Genomic DNA, 17,357 nt, shown 5'->3' on the forward strand with positions numbered 1-17,357 from the left:
CACACCCCCTCACAGTCGATACTTCACACGGCCCGTGACACAGATGTCGTCGCCAACTTGCCGAATTGCCACGTCGTCAAGGGCAATTGCCTCAGCCATGGACTGCGTCTTGCCGCCGAGAAACGGCGGCAACCCATTCGTGAGCAGTTTCGGTGCAAGGTACAAACACACTTCATCGATCAGCCGCTCGCGCAACAGCGCTGCGGCGAGTGTCGGGCCACCTTCACAAAGCACCGAGTTGAGCCCAAGAGCCGCCAATTCTCGTAACGCGGCCACCAATGAAATGCGCCCCGCTTCCTCGCTGACAGGCAGCACCTCGACTTGCCCGGCCGCCTTCAGTTCGTCGACACGGGCTGACTGTGCAAATGCAGAATGGGTCGTCATGATCACCAATTTCCCACGCTGTGAAAGCACGCGCGCCGACAAGGGCAATCGCAGTCGCGAGTCGAAAATCACGCGCAAAGGCTGCCAATCAGCGACTTGTCCCGTACCCAGGTCGCGGACGGTCAACTGCGGATCATCTGCCAACACGGTCCCGATGCCGACCGCAATCCCAGGGTGCTCCATGCGCAAGCGCTGGACATCCTCACGTGCAAGCGTACCCGTGACATACTGGCTATGACCTGTGTTGGCGGCGACGTGACCGCTTAAGGTGAGCGCAGCCTTGTAGACGATCAACGGTCTGCCGAATCGCACGCGGTGAAAGAAAGCTCGATTGAGCGCGCGGGCCTCGTCCTCCAAGACGCCGACTGTCACGTCGATCCCGTTATCGCGAAGGCGGGCAACGCCGCCTCCAGCCGTCCGCGGATCCGTGTCGAGCACGGCGACAACGACACGCTGAATGCCACTAGCCAATATGGCCCCACTGCAGGGAGGCGTGCGACCGTGATGGTTACATGGTTCGAGCGTGACGTAGATCGTGGCACCTTGCGCTTTTTCGCCCGCCATCCGCAAAGCGTACACCTCTGCGTGCGGATCGCCCGGTTTCAAATGAGCTCCTTGTCCGACGATCTCGCCGTCTCGCACGACGACAGCCCCGACGCGAGGATTGGGCGACGTTTGCGCACCGCCAAGGTTGGCGACCGCAAGTGCGTATCGCATAAAGCGCTCGTCCTCGTGCAGAGAAAACACCCCCTACAAACAACAACAGCGCCCCCTCGCGACATAAGGGGCGCTTACAAACCATGATGAAATACGTAACGAACCAAGCACAAGACGCAAGCATGCCAAGTCCACTTGGTTCCATTCCTTCTTTCATCCGGACTATACCGTCGGTACTGGATTCTCACCAGTTCGTGCCTAGATGGCTCGTGGACTTGCCGAAGCTCTGTCGGATCACCACCGATCGGGAATTGGCCTTGCGGCCTCACCCTGCCCCGAAGGAGATATGCAGTTTAACATCCTTTATCATGACGAATTGCGGCAAGTTTCGCAAGCGTACTCCAAAGCCAGCAGACAGAGTATGCAAGCGGCATCTAACCACGAGACGCATCCCGCGGCCTGTGCTGGCCGAGGAAAAGGGCAAGCAGAATCATCACACCGCCAGCGTAGAAATACACGGAGGGTCGCTCGTGTACGATCGCGATCGCCAGGAGAACGCCAAATACGGGCTGTAGGTAGAGCGTAATCGCCGCGCTGGCCACGTCGTGATCTTGCAGGACGACAATCCATACGAGATATGCGCCGGCGGTTGCGAATACGGCCAAAAAGACGAGGCTCCAAAAGCTCGCAGGCGAAACGTGATGCGGCCATGGATGTCCGTTCAGCAGAAACAGCGGGACACATCCCACACCGCCCGCGAGAAGCATGATCGACGTCGCCCCTGTCGCGGGGACGTCAGCGGTCAAACGGCCCGATACCGCGTTGTAGACGGCGTAACATACGACAGCGCCAAGCATGAGTAAATCGCCTGCGAGATAACCGGATACCCCTGGACGCGGGCAACCCGCCACGATCCACGCACCGACGCCCGCAAGTGCCATGGCGAACCATCTGCGGAGACCGAGGCGAGTGTGAAATACGATCGACGACACCAACAAGGTTAATAAAGGTTCGAGCGCGATTGAAACCGCTCCCAATGCCGGCGACGATATGTGAATCCCGATGGTTTCCATCGTCACAGGCAGTGTGAAACCGAGTAAGCCGAGAAGGGCAATGCGTACGGCCTTCAACAGATTCCATTCACTGCCATTCCGTGGACGGATAAATAGGGCCGGCGAGAGCAGCATGCCACCGACAACCATGCGCGTCATCACGATGAGAGTTGGTGCAATCGACTCAGCTGCGATACTCGTTGCCGTAAAACTACCAGACCAAATGAAATTCGCAAGCACTAACAATGTAAACAAAAACCACTTAGGCATACGCAACGACCGGCCTCCATCTCTCCGTAGCCTATGCTACGACTTCGGCCGGTCGTTGCCAACTGGAAATTTGCATAGAGATTTGAGGATAAGGTTGCATGCGGAAGTTGATTCACGACATCGGGAACAGCGTCGGTTTCGCTTGACGTGCTCTTCTCTCGCGGCGGGCGTGCTTTTGCAACACGAGATAGTGTTCCGTCACAAACGCCAGCGCGTAGCCTTGGCGTTCCAGCTTGCGGATGACATCACCAACCGTCATGCCGAGAAAGTCCGCAATGACCACTTGGTCGTCAGAACTACTTCCAGCCGTAACGACGATTTCGGCACTCCCGGTTACCATTTGGCGCAGGATGACAACCACGGCATACACCTCCATGAGACATCCAATGCACAAATGGAACGTCCAAGACAATGGCGATTGCCCTGATGTAGGAAGTGCATTACGTCCCAAGATATGAAGAATGTTCAAGCATTCTTTGCCTTTTGTCTTCGCGTATTTGATAATGGGCTCTGTGATCGCGATCCCTTCCTGGGATCGGCTAGGGAGGTCTTATCATGCACATGCGCAAACTGGGCGCACAAGGGCTTACTGTTTCGGCCATCGGACTTGGCTGCATGGGTATGTCCGACTTTTACAGCAACCGGGATGATAATGAATCGATTCGCACCATCGAGCGCGCCATCGAACTCGGGATCAACTTTTTCGATACCGCTGATATGTATGGCGTCGGAGAAAACGAGCGACTGGTCGGAAAAGCGCTTCGACCCTATCGGGATCAGGTCGTGATCGCGACGAAGTTCGGCAACGTGCGGGCAGCCGATGGCACATTTCTCGGCATCAACGGGCGGCCGGAGTATGTCAAAGAAGCGTGCGACAAGAGTTTGCAACGCCTGGGGCTCGATTACATCGACCTGTACTACCAGCATCGCGTCGATCCCTCTGTCCCAATCGAAGAAACGGTCGGCGCAATGGCCGAACTCGTGAAAGCCGGGAAGGTTCGCTACCTCGGTTTGTCCGAGGCAGGGGCGCAGACCATCCGTCGAGCACACAAAGTTCACCCGATCACGGCTCTGCAAACGGAGTATTCACTGTGGAGCCGAGATGTGGAAGACGACATCCTGCCTGCAGTACGCGAACTCGGAATCGGATTTGTGGCCTATAGCCCGCTCGGACGCGGTTTCTTGACGGGCGAAATCAAGCGCTTTGAAGATCTGCCCGAAGACGACTACCGTCGCAATTCGCCGCGCTTTCAAGGCGACAACTTCGAGAAAAATTTGCAACTCGTGGCGAAAATCCGCGATATGGCCAAAGAAAAGGGCTGCACGCCTGCCCAGTTGGCCATTGCGTGGTTACTGGCACAGGGAGAGGACATCATTCCGATTCCCGGAACCAAGCGCCGTAAATACCTGGAGGACAATATCGGAGCACTGCGCGTGGATCTGACCGCCGCCGATCTCGCTAGCATCGACGAGATCGCGCCGAAAGGGGCAGCTGCAGGGACTCGCTATCCGGAAGTCAACATGAAAACGCTCGGGCTCTAAGCCCGAGCGGACAAGACGGCCAACACATCAGCTGGTGAGAGTCCTGCATGGCGCCAGAGCACCATCAGATGATACAACAAGTCAGCCGATTCAGCCGCTAACTCTGCCCGATCACCGCGGCCGCTTTCGTGCGCGAGAGCCGCAAGCGCTGCCTCCGTCGCCTCTTCGCCCACTTTTTTTCCGATGCGCATCGCACCGTGCTCGAACAGATAGGTCGTATAACTTCCCTGCGGACGCTCCTGGTAGCGTGCGTCAATCGTCCGCCAAAGGGCATCGAGTGCCGTCCAGTCGCTCCGCCCGATGCTCCCTTCCATGCCCGGATTCAACGGAGGCTGCGCCGTCACAGGATCTGCCCCATCCTTCACAACGGAAGCTGCATGGCGATCCCGCCCCGTATCCCGCTGTCTAGCCTCACGATCCGCCATCTGGGCACCACCATGCGTCAATCGCCGATAAAAACACGTCTCTTCGCCCGTGTGGCAAGCTGGCCCAAGTGGATGAACGAGATACAACACGGTGTCACCATCGCAATCAAGGCGGAGTTCCACAACTTCTTGGAGATTTCCAGAGGACGCTCCCTTTCGCCAATATTCTTGGCGGGATCGGCTCCAAAACCACGCGTAGCCCGTGGCAATGGTTCGTTTGAGCGCCTCACGATTCGCGTATGCCAGCATGAGCACGTCGCGCGTCTCGGTGTCCTGCACCACGACTGGAACTAGCCCTGTCGCTGTGTCATAGCGAACCGCAGCTAAATCGATCTCGGACTTTATTCCACCCATCGTATAGGCACCCCTCTCTCGCGCAGATAGGACTTCACATCGCGAACGCTCGTCTCGGCAAAGTGGAACACGCTCGCCGCCAATGCCGCATCGGCCAGACCCTCGGTCAACACGTCGTAGAAGTGTTCCTTTGCCCCCGCGCCACCACTGGCGATGACCGGAATATGGATAGAGCCCGCAATGGCGCGCGTCAACTCCAGGTCATACCCTGCCCGTGTACCGTCCTGGCGAAAGCTTGTCAATAAGACCTCCCCCGCGCCAAGGCTGGCTGCACGTTTGGCCCACTCGACGGCGTCGGTGCCGGTGCCAACTTTGCCGCCTTGCAACATCACCTCATAGCGTCCGGTCTGTGCATTCAGGTTGGCGTCGATCGCGACGACGACACACTGTTCGCCGAAGCGATGCGCCGACTCTTCAATCAGATCAGGGTTGCGAAACGCGCCTGTGTTCATCGATACCTTGTCTGCACCCGATAAAAGCAGCGATCGCACATCGTCGACGGAAGAAACGCCACCGCCGACCGTCAATGGGATGTTGACTTTCGCAGCGACTTCTTCCACGACCTTGCGCGTCGCCAACCGGCCTTCGCTCGACGCCGAGATGTCGAGCAACACGAGCTCGTCCGCCCCGGCGGCACAGTAAATCTGCGCAAGCTCCACCGGATCGCCCGCGTCACGGCGATTGTTGAGGAAACCGACGTGTTTGACCACACGCCCATCAAGCACGTCAAAGCACGGGATGATGCGTTTGGTCAACATCAAACCCCATCTCCTTTCGCCGCGACTTGCACAAGAGCAAGACGCAAGTCGACCTTGCCGTCATATAGCGCCTTGCCGACGACGGCGCCAGCAAGCCCAGCCGACTTGGCCGCCAAGATGTCATCATGGCCGCTGATGCCGCCGCTGGCAAAAGTCCAGAGCCCAGCTTCTTGAACCGACTGTGCCAGTTGAAGATTGGCGCCCATTCCCGTTCCGTCCCGTTCAACATCGGTGACCAAGGCGTATACAACACCGACTTTGGCGAGATTGTGCGCGAGCTCGACAACCGAAGTATTGGTTTGCTCAAGCCAACCGGTCACGGCCAATTTGCCTCCCCGACCGTCAAGACCGGCGACAATCCGCCGACCACCAAACTCGGAGGCGAACTGGGCCATCTGCTCAATGTCCCGCGACACAGTGCCGAGCACCACGCGCTCGACCCCCATGTCCAGCCAACGGGCAATGGCGTCGCGATTCCGGATGCCACCGCCAACCTGAACCGACGCACCATACGATCGCGCCGTCCGCACGACCTCTTCGACCGTCGCCGCATTGATACTCTCGCCATCTTTGGCACCATCGAGATCGACAACGTGCAAACAGCGGGCTCCCGCTTCACACCACCGCTGTGCCATGGCAGCAGGATGGTCGCTGTACTCCGTGCGCTGGGCATAGTCGCCTTGATACAATCGGACACAGCGGCCCCCAAGTATGTCAATGGCCGGCAAGAGGACAAACTCGTGGCTTTGCATCACGATGACACCCCCGTCTTCTTGGCTTCGGTCATACGGACAAAATTGCGCAGGATGGTTTCGCCGACCTCGCCACTCTTTTCCGGGTGAAACTGTGTACCGTAGATGAGTTCTCGTCCGACCACAGCAGGCACCTGAACCCCACCGTAGGAGGCGGCTGCAATCACGTCCTTTGCCTCGTCAACCTGGACGTAATACGAGTGGACAAAATAGACGAAATCCCCAACCGCAACGTCTTGCATCAGCGGGTCAGCGCTGCGCACACTCGTCAAGTCGTTCCAACCCATATGCGGCACTTTGGCCGTTTCAGGAAACCGGACAACCCGACCAGGCAGCAGGTCCAAACCTCGATGTTCGCCGTGTTCCGACGACACCGTGAACAAGAGTTGCATGCCGACACAAATGCCAAGCAAAGGAATGCGCAAAGCCACAACCTGCTCGACAACAGAGACCAATCCGGACGCGCGCAACTGTGCCATGGCATCGCCGAACGCACCGACTCCCGGCAGAATGACGCCCTGCACCGGCGAGTCCGCGTTTCCACACACATGATCCCACGCCTTGTCATCGGAGATCACGACACCCTCTCGTCCTACTCTCCGAAGCCCGCCAAGGACACTGTGCAAATTGCCAATGCCCGGATCGAGCACAACGATCATTCGAGCACCCCCTTGGTGCTATTCACGCCTCCGCCTGTCAGCGAGACAGCTTCGCGCAGCGCTGCACCAAATGCCTTAAACAATGCTTCCACCATGTGATGATTGTTTTCGCCATACAGAACCGCCAGATGCAGGGCCATGCGGCCCTCGTTGGCGACCGATTTGAAAAACTCGGCCACCAATTCGGTAGGAAATGTGCCGATGCGCGTGTCGGTGAATGCGGCCTGCAAGACGAACGCCGGTCGTCCCGACAGATCGATCACGGCCCGCGCCAACGTTTCATCCATGGGTGTATGCCGCTCTCCGTAGCGGCGAATGCCGCGCTTATCACCGAGTGCCATCGCGATCGCGCGGCCGAGACAAAGGCCGATGTCCTCGACGAGATGATGGTCGTCGACGTCGACATCGCCATCGGCCGTGATGGCGAGATCGAACGAGCCGTGGGCGGCGAACAAGTGCAGCATATGGCGCAAAAAGGGCACTGGAAAAGCGAGCGCCACGCGACCTGTACCATGCAGATTGAGCGCAAGATCGATCTTGGTCTCGCCTGTCTCGCGCTCGACTTGCGCGCTGTATGTGCGGGCGGCTTCAGCGGCCATGCGATTCAGCCTCCTGTCGGATGAGAATGGAGCGCGCATGAGCCGTTAAGCCTTCTGCTTCGGCCAGCGCGACGATGTGACCTGCGTGTTTGGCGAGCGTTTGCCTGCTATAGGCGACCACGCTCATGCGCCTCAGAAAATCATGCGTGCCCAATCCACTGGCATAGCGTGCGCTGCCGTGGGTCGGCAAGACGTGATTGCTGCCAGCAAAATAGTCGCCAACAGGCTCCGGTGTCGCTTCCCCAAGAAAGACAGCCCCCGCGAAATGAATGGAAGGCAGCAGTTCCTCAGGCTGCTCCACCAACAGTTCCACGTGCTCGGGCGCCAATTGGTTGCAAAGATCTGTCGCCTCACGCAGGGATTCGACGTGCACTAACGCTCCCCAACGTCGTAAGGCTTCTGTTGCGATCTCGGCGCGCGGCAGGTCGACCAGCTGTCGTTCAAGCTCGTCTGCCACGCGTTCAAGCAGCGCGATCGACGGGCTTAAGCACAGCGCTCCGGCCTCCGGATCATGTTCCGCTTGGGCCAACATGTCAGCCGCAATGTAGCGGGGATTCGCGCCGTCGTCGGCGATAATAAGCACCTCGCTGGGACCGGCGATGGAATCGATCCCGACGTCGCCCATGACCAAACGCTTGGCCAACGCAACATAAAGATTGCCAGGACCCACAATTTTGTCTACGCGTGAAATGGTCTGAGTCCCGTACGCCAAAGCCGCCACCGCTTGTGCGCCACCTACTGCGTAAACTTCGTCGACACCAAGCAGATGTGCCGCTGCCAACACCTGTGGATGTGGCAGACCAGACGGTCCAGGCGGCGATACAAGGGCAATTTCGGAGACGCCTGCAACTTGTGCCGGAATGACGTCCATCAGCACGGTGGATGGATACGCCCCACGGCCGCCCGGCGCGTACACGCCGACACGTCGAAGCGGTCGCCAAACGAGGCCCAACTGCTCGCCATCGTCACCGTACAACGTGAAGTCCTCCGGCCACTGCGCCTCGTGATACCGTCGAATCCGATCCGCCGCCAACGCCAGCGCCTCCTGCAGACCTGGCGTCAACGCATCGAACGCAGCCTGCAGCGCTTCGCGCGGTACGCGCAACGATACCCCCGTCTGCTTGTCCAACTTGGCCGTCCACTCGGCCACGGCAGCATCGCCGCGATCGCGCACGTCATGGACGATGATCGCCACCTGTCGCAAGGCCTCTTCGTTTTCTGAAGCCCGCCGCTGCCAGGAAAATTCGTTACGTTCAATCACGCCCAACCGCATTCGCCCGTCCCCCTCGCTGTTCAATCGCCACCTGCAGACGATTCACCATCGCCAACATATCGTCGTGCTTCATACGGTAACTGGAGCGATTCGCCACCAACCGCGCCGAAATGTCCGAGACTTCATCAAACACCACCAAGCCGTTGGCGGCGAGCGTCGCGCCCGTCTGCACGAGATCGAAGATGCGATCTGTCAAGCCAATCACGCTTGCCAGTTCGATGGAACCGGAAAGCGGTACGATCTCGACCGAATGCCCAAGCATACGGAAATATCGATCCGCAAGTTTGGGATACTTGGTCGCCACCCGGCGCGGTTGGCTCGCGCGATCGCGCTCAAGCCCCGCGACGCACAGCCGGCAGCGGGCAACGCCGAGATCGAGCAATTCGTACATTTCCTTATCCTGCTCAAGCAAGACGTCTTTGCCGACGATCCCGATGTCGGCGACGCCGTACGCCACGTATGTCGGCACATCGGCCGGCTTCGCGAGCAGATAGCGCAAGGGCGGATGTCCGTCCCAGGGCACTTCGAAGACGAGGGCACGGCTTTCGTCCATATCTTCCGGGAGTGGAACGCCAGCTTCACGCCACAATGGCAGAGCATCTTCCGCCGTTCTTCCTTTGGCCAATGCAACGGTGAGCATCACGCACCCCTCCCACTTTTGGCTGTTGCCTCGAGCACAGCCAACACGCGTTCAACCTCGAACGTGAAGCCAATGGCCGCCGCTGGTGCACCAAACTGGGCAAGCAGTTCATCATAGCGCCCTCCAAGGGCAATCGGTGCACCAACGCCGTGTGCAAACGCCTCAAAGACAATGCCCGTGTAATAATCCATATCGCGGTGCAACGTGAGGTCGAATGTTGTACAGTGTTGCGCCAAGCCAGCGGCGGCAAGCGCGTCCGCGAGGTCACACAGGTCCTGCCACGCCTTCACAACTTCATCCGCCGCTTGACGATTCGGCGCCGCATTGAGCAAGTCGTTTAGCTCTGCCGCCGACTTATCGCGATCCAACACACCATTGCGCACGCCTGCGCGTTCTGGCGACCAACGCAACAGTCGTGACAGAATATCATCGCAACCTGAACCAGCGCGATCGACCGTTTGTCGAAACAAGACATAGTCCCCTGTCGTCAAACACTGTAAGAGCTGTAGGCTGATGTCGTATGGGAAACCGAGTGCCTGCAACAGCTTTGGCACAAAATGCGCATGGCTTACGACAATTTTGTGCTCGCCGATGCCCGTGCGAATGGCGGCCTCGTGCAACCATTTCAGCAATGCCGCGTCGATCGCCACACTCGCAGGCTCGCCAATCCATTCGACGCCGACCTGTGTCGATTCGGCTGCTTTGCCACTCGCCCACGACAGTGAAGCGGGATCGCTCGTGCGGCGGTATACGCGCTCGCAGTAGCACCAGCGAATGGGGACGCGACCGCCTGCCACCCGTGGTGCCGCCATGCGCGCGATGGAAGGTGTCATTTCGGGACGCAAGGCGATGGCATTGCCTCCGCCGTCAAACAATTGAATCCAGTCGCGCGCAGCTTCACTCGATCTCGCTCGCAAAAGTGTATCGACATATTCAAATAAGCCGCTTGTGACCGGCTCGCAGCCTGCTTCCTCAAAAAAAGACAGGAGTCGGGACTCGACATCCCGCCTTCTCTTTGCAAAGTCGGGATAACCATCCTGCATTCCCGGTGGCCGCTCAGCAAAACCTTGCACTGCCGACAAGGTTGCTGAACCTGTCCCACTGATGAACCAATCATTTGCCACTCTGACTCACCACGCCATCTCCATCTGTCCTGCTGCACAGCCACGCATGCATCGTCACTCGCATGCCACGGCTGATGCTTTACTTCGCTAATGTGCTAAAGAAAGCATATAGGAGACGGTTGCGATTTGCAAGCCATCAGCTTGGGCAAGCATCCGCTGCAGACGTGTCACAAGCCGCATAAGGTATCTCACCGGACGGTACAAGGAGGGATTGGATCAGTGGTCAAATACATCGTGCAGCGCGGAGACACGCTTGGCAACATCGCCGTGAAATACGACACAACGGTTTCCGCCATCATCCGGGCCAACGGCATCAAGAACCCAAACATGATTTATCCGGGTCAGGTGCTGCGCATTCCATCGAAGCATTACGAGGATGCCAACGAGCATAAGCACATGATGCATCATCACACAGATAAGTCGAAGTACTGGTAATGGTGGAGAAGAGAATGGTTGCCGGCCATCGAGCTTAGGAATGAGGCGGCCGCTTCAGCTACAAACGGCCGCCTCCGGAACACCCATGTCAGTTGAGTCCGGACAATGGGCTTCAGCAATCAATGCAATGGGTCACAGCAATCGATTCCCTTTGAACCGTAAAAAACTGATTCTCCGAATCAGAAGCTGTGGACAAACCTTCTTTCTTCAAAAAATATAGCAATTGCCCTCCCAGTTCCGAATGCGTTGGGAGGGCAATGGATGAACATGTTCGCGACTCAAGCCGAATCAATCAATCGAACCCGTCTCGGCGTACCGCTTGGCCATGATGTCAATTTCCTTCTTCAATTCCGCCACCAGTTCGGCTTCAGGAATTTTGCGCACCACTTCTCCTTTGCGGAACAACAACCCTTCTCCGCGTGCACCGGCGATGCCAATGTCCGCTTCGCGCGCCTCGCCCGGTCCATTGACAGCACAGCCGAGCACCGAAACCTTTATGGGTGCGCGAATATTTTGCACGTAATCCTCAATCTCGTTTGCAATGCTGATGAGATCGATGTCAATCCGTCCACAGGTTGGGCACGACACGATGGTCACCGCGTCTGACACGATGTGGAACGTCTTGAGCAACTCGCGCGCCACCTTGATCTCTTCGACTGGATCGGCCGAGAGCGATACGCGCATCGTGTTGCCAATGCCCATACTCAACAACGTCCCAAGCCCCGCCGCACTCTTAATCGTACCGCCAAACAGCGTACCCGATTCCGTAATGCCCAGGTGCAAGGGGTAATGGAAGCGCTCGGCGGCCAGCCGATAAGCCTCAATCGCCATGGGAACATCAGAGGCTTTCATCGAGATGATGATGTCGTCAAAGTCCAGATCCTCGAGGATTTTCACATGATGCTCTGCACTTTCCAACATCCCCTGCGGCGTCGGATAACCGTACTTTTCGAGGATGTGCTTTTCGAGCGATCCGGCGTTTACACCGATCCGAATCGGAATCCCTCGCTCTTTGCAAGCTTTGACGACTTCTTCGACCTTCTCGCGCTTACCGATGTTCCCCGGATTGATCCGCACCTTGTCGATGCCGTTGCGAATAGCTTCAAGGGCGAGACGGTGATCAAAATGGATATCGGCGACGAGCGGAATGTGAATCTGCCGCTTAATCTCTTGAATGGCTTCCGCAGCATCGCGCGTGTTGACAGTGACCCTGACAACCTGGCAGCCGGCGTCCTCCAACCGATGAATTTGCTCCACCGTCGCTTTGACGTCGGCAGTTTTCGTCGTCGTCATGCTTTGAATGATGACTTGATGATTCCCGCCGATGACTACGTCGCCGACGCGCACCGGTTTCGTCTCTTCGCGACGATACATGTCTCTCGTCTCCCTGTCATTATCTAAACTCCCACTAGCGATCTTAACGAAATTCCGAACATCGTTCAACCGCGCGCAGGGGATCAGCAGACCCAAAAACCATGGCTTACCGGGTGTGACGCATGTCAAGACCGTTTACAGTAAGATGACCAACCTTGCGGCATCGCCGCGGCTGAGTCGATCAAAACCCTCATTGATTTGATGGAGCTTCATACGGTCTGTCAACAACTGATCCACCGGCAGCTTGCCTTGCTTAAAAAGCTCCAGGAACCGTGGTATGTCGCGAGCCGGAATGCAACTCCCCACGTAGGATCCCTTAATGGTGCGCTCTTCAGCGGTGAGCGTGACTTGCGGAAAGGCAAAAAGGTGACTCGGATCCGGAAGTCCTGTGGTCACCGTCGTACCGCCCCGGCGAGTCACGGCGTACGCTGTCTGCATAGCAGGCACTGCCCCAGCCGTCTCAAATGCAAAGTCCACCCCACCATCCGTCGCAGCTTTGACAAGAGATACAACGTCGGGATCGCGCGCGTCGAAGATGTCGGTGGCCCCAAGCTTGGAAGCAAACTCCAATTTACTCGGATTGACATCGACTGCGACAACCCGTCGTGCCCCCGCGACAACCGCGCCTAGTAGCGCACTCAATCCAACGCCGCCGAGTCCAACCACGGCCACGCTGGAACCAACCGCAACGCGTGCCGTGTTGACGACGGCTCCCACCCCCGTCATGACTGCACATCCGAAAATAGCCACTTGTTCAAACGGTATATCCGGATCGACCTTTACAAGCGAATTGCGGGCGATCACGGCGTATTCACTAAATCCGGAAACACCGAGATGATGGTGGATATCGCGATCTCCAAGATGTAGACGCCGTGCCCCGGACAGCAGCGTACCCGCTGCATTCGCGGCTGCACCCGGTTCACATAAGGCCGGGCGTCCTTCCTGGCACGGAAGGCAGTGGCCACAACTTGGAACAAAAGCACACACGACATGATCTCCAGGAACCACATCGTGGACCCCTGGCCCTACCTCGACAATCTCACCAGCGGCCTCATGCCCAAGCGCCATCGGCAATGGACGCGGGCGAGAACCGTTGATTACGGACAGATCCGAATGGCATAGTCCGGCCGCGCGCACACGTACAAGCACTTCACCAGGGCCTGGGGCATCGAGATCGAGCGTTTCGATGCGCAGCGGCTGGCTTGTCGCATAAGGTGTCGGCAATCCCATCTCGTACAGTACAGCTGCATGCGTTTTCACTATACATGACCTCCATTGCGGCGCGGTCTCACGCCACCTGCTTTTGACGCACCCTTACGCTACCATCATGCACCTCTGCCTCATCAAAAAAAAGGCTACCCCGCGACATTGGGAGCAGCCTTCGCACAAGCTTGTCTATTTTACAAAATGGAGACCGATAGTACACATACGACACACAAGGCGGTCAAATAGATAAGTGAGAAGCGAAACACATGGTTTGCCCAATCGAGATCGCGTTCCGGTTTGATATACAAACCCTTTACCCCAAGGTACAAGAACCAGATTCCGAGTACGGCCATGACGACAAAATAAATCCAGCCTTCTGCACCGAGTGGTGTCATCATCAGCGATACTGGAACCATAGCCGCGGTGTACAGTACAATCTGCCGCTTTGTTTCGCGAAACCCCCGAACGACCGGCAGCATCGGAATACCTGCAGCGCGATAGTCCTCTGTCTTCTTCATGGCCAACGGCAAAAAGTGCGGCGGCTGCCAGAGAAAGAACGTGAAGAACAAACACCAACCTGCCAAGGAGATCGATCCGCCGCTGCCTGCAGCCCAGCCAATCAGTGGAGGCATGGCGCCCGACACGCCGCCTAGCACCGTATTCAACGTGGTATGGCGCTTGAACCAAACGGTGTAAAGATACGAATACACAAAGAGTCCCACAAACGCACAAGCAGCCGATTGCCAATTGACGAATAAGAGCAGGATGGCGAGACCGACGATGCTCATCGACAAGCCAATGGCCAACGCGGCGCCTGGAGAGACCTTGCCTTGTGCCACGGCGCGATTCTTGGTGCGCATCATGTGTTGGTCGATGTCGCGATCGTAAAAGTTGTTTAGCGCGGCGCCGCCAGCGACGACGAGCGCGGTGCCCACAAGTGTTAAAAGCAACGGTGCGAGGCCTGGGTGGCCGCCGGATGCGACCCACATACCAGCGAATGTTGCCATCAAGTTCGCAATGGTGATGCCCCACTTCATAATGGAAATGTAATCGCGCAACGTCGCTTTCGCCGATTCCAGACCGTTTGACGGATCCTCGTACACGACCCCGTTGGCTTGCATCCACTTCACTTCCTTGTCGAAGCGGATCGAATGTCCGCCTAGTTCACACAACGATTATGTTTGCAGAGGTCGGGCAGAAATACAACGGCGATGGGCGAATTGTCATGCAACCGACATACTTCTAGCACAGACACACACTGACAGCAGTATAGCCGGATGGGCGATGGTTTAGTATAATTGCCGTGAATGTCACTCGAAGGAGAGGACAGTATGCCGCTTTGGCTTTCAGGCGTCACTGCGTTTCTCATCGCGTTTGCGTTGGCGCCACACATGCGAAAAGTTGCCATTCGGTTGAAATTTGTCGATTTGCCCAACGAGCGCAAGATTCACCGCGATCCGCTGCCACTGCTTGGCGGCGCCGCCCTTTTTGCCGGCGTTCTCGCCGCGTTCTTCTTAGGCTTCGCCTGGAAAGACTGGCTGCAAACACCTTACGTCGGCGTGGTCATCGGTGCGGCGATGCTATTTGGAATCGGCCTGTTGGACGACTATTTCAAAACCCGAGGCAAAGATTTTTCAGTCTCCATCCGATTCGTCATTCAGATTTTAGCCGCACTGCTGGTTCCACTGTTTGGCGGTGGCATTCAAGGTTTTACATCGCCGTTTGGCGGACACCATTTTGTCGGCATCCCCACTGTGCTGTCGGTATTGTTGACGGTGCTGTGGATTGTCGGTGTGACCAATGTGTTCAACTTTCTCGACGGCGTCGATGGACTTGCCGCAGGCATTGCGGCGATTTCGGCGACGACGCTGTTTTTCATCGCGCTCATCAAGGGCGATCACGCATCGGCTTGGTTTGCGATCGCGGTGGCAGGTGCAGCGGTCGGCTTCTTGCGCCATAACTTCTACCCTGCACGAATCATCATGGGTGACGCCGGATCGACCGTGCTCGGATACCTGCTCGCAGCCATTGCATCGGTTGGCGCGTTTAAGTCGGCGACCGTCATTTCTATCGGCGTGCCGATTCTCGCGCTCGGCGTTCCCATCTTCGATGCTGTGCGCGTCGTATTGGTTCGGGCACGCGCTGGCAAGCCTGTATACAAGCCGGATCAAAATCACGTGCACCACTGGCTTCTCCGATCAGGTCTCTCACAGGTGCAGACGGTCACCGTCGTCTACCTCATCAGCGCGTGTTTTTCGCTGGCGTCGATGATTGTTCTGCTGCTCAACCGGTGAAGACGAACCAATGTAGAATGTCAATGAAGGTTACTGCCAAAGATATTTGAAGATCCCTTGGCAGCCTTCACAGGAGGCCTTTTTCCCGGCGCTCTGCTGGACAGGCACTGGACCTGCCAGCGCAATCGGGGAAAAGGCCTTTTTCGTGCGCTTCATGCATGCCTCGATTTGACATAGGGATAGGGAGTCGATTGGCGGATGGAATTTGAACTCGTCGCAACCTGCGCATTTGGACTGGAGGCCTTAACGGCACGCGAACTTCAAAACTTGGGATACGAAACGCGAAGTGAAAACGGCCTAATTCGCTTTCGCGGTGACGCGATGGCCGTGGCGCGGGCCAATCTCTGGCTGCGTACGGCCGAACGCGTGTTTATCGAGCTTGCATCGTTTCAGGCAGACACCTTTGAAGATCTGTACCAGGGCACCCGCGCCATCGATTGGCCTGAGTTACTCCCGGTTGACGCCAACATACCTGTCGTCGGGCGATCCGTCAAAAGCGCATTACACAGCGTGCCCGCGTGTCAAAGTATCGTCAAACGGGCTATCGTGGACAGCTTGCAGAACAAGTACGGGCAGGCAACCTTACCCGAAACGGGCGTGCCGGTCCGGGTCGAAGTCTCGCTACTCAAGGACGTGGCAACGATCCGCCTCGACACCAGTGGCAGCGGCCTGCATCGGCGGGGCTACAGACTGCTCAACGCGATCGCGCCGCTGCGCGAAACACTGGCGGCCGCAATGGTTCTCCTGAGCCGCTGGGATGCACATCGCCCGTTTCGCGATCCGCTGTGCGGATCGGGTACGATTGCCATCGAGGCAGCGCTGTACGGGCGGCGGATTGCGCCAGGGCTGTTGCGTTCATTTGATGCCGAAGATTGGACGTTCGTCGGCGAAGAGGTCTTCGCGAAAGCCCGCGCCGAGGCAGAGGCTGCCCGCCGCAACGTCGATCTCGATATCGTCGCATCCGACAACGACCCCGAAGTCCTTGAACTGTGCCGACGCCATCTTCGTTATGCAGAAGTGGACGACGTCGTCCGCGTCGAGCAAGCAGATGCCCGGCGCTTCAAGGTCGATCGCGATTACGGCGTGATCGTCAGCAATCCTCCCTATGGTGAGCGGCTCATGGAGGTGCAGGAGGCCGAATCGCTCTATCGCGATCTCGGTAAAGCATTTCGCAAGCTGGACACCTGGTCGATCTTTTTGCTGACATCGCATCCGCAATTTGAACGGTTGTACGGCAAGCAGGCGGACAAACGGCGCAAACTGTATAACGGGCGGATCGAGACACACCTGTATCAATACTTTGGCCCATTGCCGCCGCGCCATATGGAATATCATGCCTTGCAGCAGTGACCGAAGCCGTAACGTTTCCACGACTGGTTCCCACTGTCTTGCATGACATTCCAATTGGTAGTAGAGTGACAGAAGGTTCGTCTCATGCGAACGCTTGCAGCGATCCGACCTTGCCGGAATGATCTCGATATCCCTATCGGCAATTTGGATGAAGGTTCGACATCTGCACGCGCGCGCCGCACAATGGAGACAGAAGCAAGGTTGAAAAG

At 57.4% G+C, this 17,357-nt stretch carries 18 protein-coding genes and 1 riboswitch; of the genes, 4 read left to right on the plus strand and 14 right to left on the minus strand.

The annotated features are described in order from the left end of the window. Nucleotides 1–9: 9 nt before the first annotated feature. The 3 genes from ribD to C7445_RS05615 form a co-directional block, all read right to left on the minus strand. Nucleotides 10–1,101 carry a bifunctional diaminohydroxyphosphoribosylaminopyrimidine deaminase/5-amino-6-(5-phosphoribosylamino)uracil reductase RibD gene (gene ribD / locus C7445_RS05605; protein WP_243834981.1) on the minus strand — a complete coding sequence of 364 codons (1,092 nt, stop codon included), beginning with the start codon at nucleotides 1,099–1,101 and terminating at the stop codon, nucleotides 10–12. A gap of 141 nt (nucleotides 1,102–1,242) precedes the next feature. After that, nucleotides 1,243–1,388, minus strand: a riboswitch (FMN riboswitch). An 87-nt stretch (nucleotides 1,389–1,475) separates the two neighbouring features. Next, nucleotides 1,476–2,363, minus strand: coding sequence for a DMT family transporter (locus tag C7445_RS05610; RefSeq protein ID WP_134159070.1), 888 nt, complete (start codon nucleotides 2,361–2,363; stop codon nucleotides 1,476–1,478). 112 nt (nucleotides 2,364–2,475) lie between these two features. After that, on the minus strand, nucleotides 2,476–2,724 hold the full coding sequence (locus C7445_RS05615; RefSeq protein WP_243834982.1) for a hypothetical protein: 249 nt from the start codon (nucleotides 2,722–2,724) through the stop codon (nucleotides 2,476–2,478). A gap of 194 nt (nucleotides 2,725–2,918) precedes the next feature. Here C7445_RS05615 and C7445_RS05620 point away from each other — a divergent pair, with 194 nt between their 5' ends. Beyond that, nucleotides 2,919–3,905, plus strand: coding sequence for an aldo/keto reductase (locus C7445_RS05620; RefSeq protein ID WP_134159071.1), 987 nt, complete (start codon nucleotides 2,919–2,921; stop codon nucleotides 3,903–3,905). Here the strand turns inward: C7445_RS05620 and hisI are convergent. From hisI to C7445_RS05660, 8 genes are read right to left on the minus strand one after another with little or no spacing between them, the layout of a single operon-like run. Next, complete coding sequence (gene hisI / locus C7445_RS05625) at nucleotides 3,902–4,684, minus strand: phosphoribosyl-AMP cyclohydrolase (protein ID WP_134159072.1); 783 nt, start codon at nucleotides 4,682–4,684, stop codon at nucleotides 3,902–3,904. The genes C7445_RS05620 and hisI overlap by 4 nt on opposite strands. Next, nucleotides 4,672–5,442: an imidazole glycerol phosphate synthase subunit HisF gene (gene hisF, locus C7445_RS05630; protein WP_134159073.1), complete on the minus strand. Its 771-nt coding sequence runs from the start codon at nucleotides 5,440–5,442 to the stop codon at nucleotides 4,672–4,674. Before hisF ends, hisI begins: the two co-directional genes overlap by 13 nt. Beyond that, nucleotides 5,442–6,194, minus strand: coding sequence for a 1-(5-phosphoribosyl)-5-[(5-phosphoribosylamino)methylideneamino]imidazole-4-carboxamide isomerase (gene hisA, locus C7445_RS05635; protein WP_134159206.1), 753 nt, complete (start codon nucleotides 6,192–6,194; stop codon nucleotides 5,442–5,444). Before hisA ends, hisF begins: the two co-directional genes overlap by 1 nt. Then, the gene (gene hisH / locus C7445_RS05640; RefSeq protein ID WP_134159074.1) at nucleotides 6,194–6,853 is read right to left on the minus strand and encodes an imidazole glycerol phosphate synthase subunit HisH; all 660 of its coding nucleotides are present in this window, start codon (nucleotides 6,851–6,853) and stop codon (nucleotides 6,194–6,196) included. Before hisH ends, hisA begins: the two co-directional genes overlap by 1 nt. Continuing rightward, the gene (hisB, locus tag C7445_RS05645; protein WP_134159075.1) at nucleotides 6,850–7,452 is read right to left on the minus strand and encodes an imidazoleglycerol-phosphate dehydratase HisB; all 603 of its coding nucleotides are present in this window, start codon (nucleotides 7,450–7,452) and stop codon (nucleotides 6,850–6,852) included. The genes hisH and hisB overlap by 4 nt, the downstream gene beginning before the upstream one ends. Next, a complete protein-coding gene (gene hisD, locus C7445_RS05650) occupies nucleotides 7,442–8,725 on the minus strand; it encodes a histidinol dehydrogenase (RefSeq protein WP_134159076.1) in 1,284 nt (427 codons plus the stop codon). Before hisD ends, hisB begins: the two co-directional genes overlap by 11 nt. Continuing rightward, entirely contained in the window at nucleotides 8,706–9,365 is a 660-nt protein-coding gene (gene hisG, locus C7445_RS05655; RefSeq protein WP_134159077.1) for an ATP phosphoribosyltransferase, read from the minus strand. Before hisG ends, hisD begins: the two co-directional genes overlap by 20 nt. After that, nucleotides 9,365–10,489: an ATP phosphoribosyltransferase regulatory subunit gene (locus C7445_RS05660; RefSeq protein ID WP_134159078.1), complete on the minus strand. Its 1,125-nt coding sequence runs from the start codon at nucleotides 10,487–10,489 to the stop codon at nucleotides 9,365–9,367. Before C7445_RS05660 ends, hisG begins: the two co-directional genes overlap by 1 nt. Nucleotides 10,490–10,615: 126 nt before the next feature. On the opposite strand from C7445_RS05660, the gene C7445_RS05665 reads away from it, so the two are divergent. Next, nucleotides 10,616–10,924 carry a LysM peptidoglycan-binding domain-containing protein gene (locus C7445_RS05665; RefSeq protein WP_243834983.1) on the plus strand — a complete coding sequence of 103 codons (309 nt, stop codon included), beginning with the start codon at nucleotides 10,616–10,618 and terminating at the stop codon, nucleotides 10,922–10,924. Nucleotides 10,925–11,212: 288 nt separating this feature from the next. On the opposite strand, the gene ispG is transcribed toward C7445_RS05665, so the two are convergent. The 3 genes from ispG to cyoE form a co-directional block, all read right to left on the minus strand. After that, nucleotides 11,213–12,298: a flavodoxin-dependent (E)-4-hydroxy-3-methylbut-2-enyl-diphosphate synthase gene (gene ispG / locus C7445_RS05670; RefSeq protein WP_134159079.1), complete on the minus strand. Its 1,086-nt coding sequence runs from the start codon at nucleotides 12,296–12,298 to the stop codon at nucleotides 11,213–11,215. Between the two features lie 135 nt (nucleotides 12,299–12,433). After that, nucleotides 12,434–13,558 carry a zinc-dependent alcohol dehydrogenase family protein gene (locus C7445_RS05675; RefSeq protein WP_134159080.1) on the minus strand — a complete coding sequence of 375 codons (1,125 nt, stop codon included), beginning with the start codon at nucleotides 13,556–13,558 and terminating at the stop codon, nucleotides 12,434–12,436. A 140-nt stretch (nucleotides 13,559–13,698) separates the two neighbouring features. Further along, nucleotides 13,699–14,625 carry a heme o synthase gene (cyoE, locus tag C7445_RS05680; protein ID WP_134159081.1) on the minus strand — a complete coding sequence of 309 codons (927 nt, stop codon included), beginning with the start codon at nucleotides 14,623–14,625 and terminating at the stop codon, nucleotides 13,699–13,701. Between the two features lie 210 nt (nucleotides 14,626–14,835). Here cyoE and C7445_RS05685 point away from each other — a divergent pair, with 210 nt between their 5' ends. Both C7445_RS05685 and C7445_RS05690 read left to right on the plus strand, forming a co-directional pair. Then, complete coding sequence (locus C7445_RS05685; RefSeq protein WP_134159082.1) at nucleotides 14,836–15,798, plus strand: glycosyltransferase family 4 protein; 963 nt, start codon at nucleotides 14,836–14,838, stop codon at nucleotides 15,796–15,798. 198 nt (nucleotides 15,799–15,996) lie between these two features. Continuing rightward, nucleotides 15,997–17,148 (plus strand): THUMP domain-containing class I SAM-dependent RNA methyltransferase, encoded by a 1,152-nt coding sequence (locus C7445_RS05690; RefSeq protein WP_134159083.1) that lies wholly within the window; start codon nucleotides 15,997–15,999, stop codon nucleotides 17,146–17,148. The last annotated feature ends 209 nt before the right edge of the window (nucleotides 17,149–17,357 follow it).

It is taken from the genome of Alicyclobacillus sacchari (assembly GCF_004366795.1).
Lineage (GTDB): Bacteria > Bacillota > Bacilli > Alicyclobacillales > Alicyclobacillaceae > Alicyclobacillus > Alicyclobacillus sacchari.

Coding starts and splice junctions, on each gene's coding strand:
- hisD (WP_134159076.1), bottom strand. CDS start 8,725: ATGCGGTTGGGCGTGATTGAACGTAACGAATTTTCCTGGCAGCGGCGG.
- hisB (WP_134159075.1), bottom strand. CDS start 7,452: ATGGCCGCTGAAGCCGCCCGCACATACAGCGCGCAAGTCGAGCGCGAG.
- cyoE (WP_134159081.1), bottom strand. CDS start 14,625: ATGCAAGCCAACGGGGTCGTGTACGAGGATCCGTCAAACGGTCTGGAA.
- hisF (WP_134159073.1), bottom strand. CDS start 5,442: ATGTTGACCAAACGCATCATCCCGTGCTTTGACGTGCTTGATGGGCGT.
- hisI (WP_134159072.1), bottom strand. CDS start 4,684: ATGGGTGGAATAAAGTCCGAGATCGATTTAGCTGCGGTTCGCTATGAC.
- hisA (WP_134159206.1), bottom strand. CDS start 6,194: ATGCAAAGCCACGAGTTTGTCCTCTTGCCGGCCATTGACATACTTGGG.
- C7445_RS05685 (WP_134159082.1), top strand. CDS start 14,836: ATGCCGCTTTGGCTTTCAGGCGTCACTGCGTTTCTCATCGCGTTTGCG.
- C7445_RS05690 (WP_134159083.1), top strand. CDS start 15,997: ATGGAATTTGAACTCGTCGCAACCTGCGCATTTGGACTGGAGGCCTTA.
- ispG (WP_134159079.1), bottom strand. CDS start 12,298: ATGTATCGTCGCGAAGAGACGAAACCGGTGCGCGTCGGCGACGTAGTC.
- C7445_RS05620 (WP_134159071.1), top strand. CDS start 2,919: ATGCACATGCGCAAACTGGGCGCACAAGGGCTTACTGTTTCGGCCATC.
- hisG (WP_134159077.1), bottom strand. CDS start 9,365: ATGCTCACCGTTGCATTGGCCAAAGGAAGAACGGCGGAAGATGCTCTG.
- hisH (WP_134159074.1), bottom strand. CDS start 6,853: ATGATCGTTGTGCTCGATCCGGGCATTGGCAATTTGCACAGTGTCCTT.
- C7445_RS05610 (WP_134159070.1), bottom strand. CDS start 2,363: ATGCCTAAGTGGTTTTTGTTTACATTGTTAGTGCTTGCGAATTTCATT.
- ribD (WP_243834981.1), bottom strand. CDS start 1,101: ATGCGATACGCACTTGCGGTCGCCAACCTTGGCGGTGCGCAAACGTCG.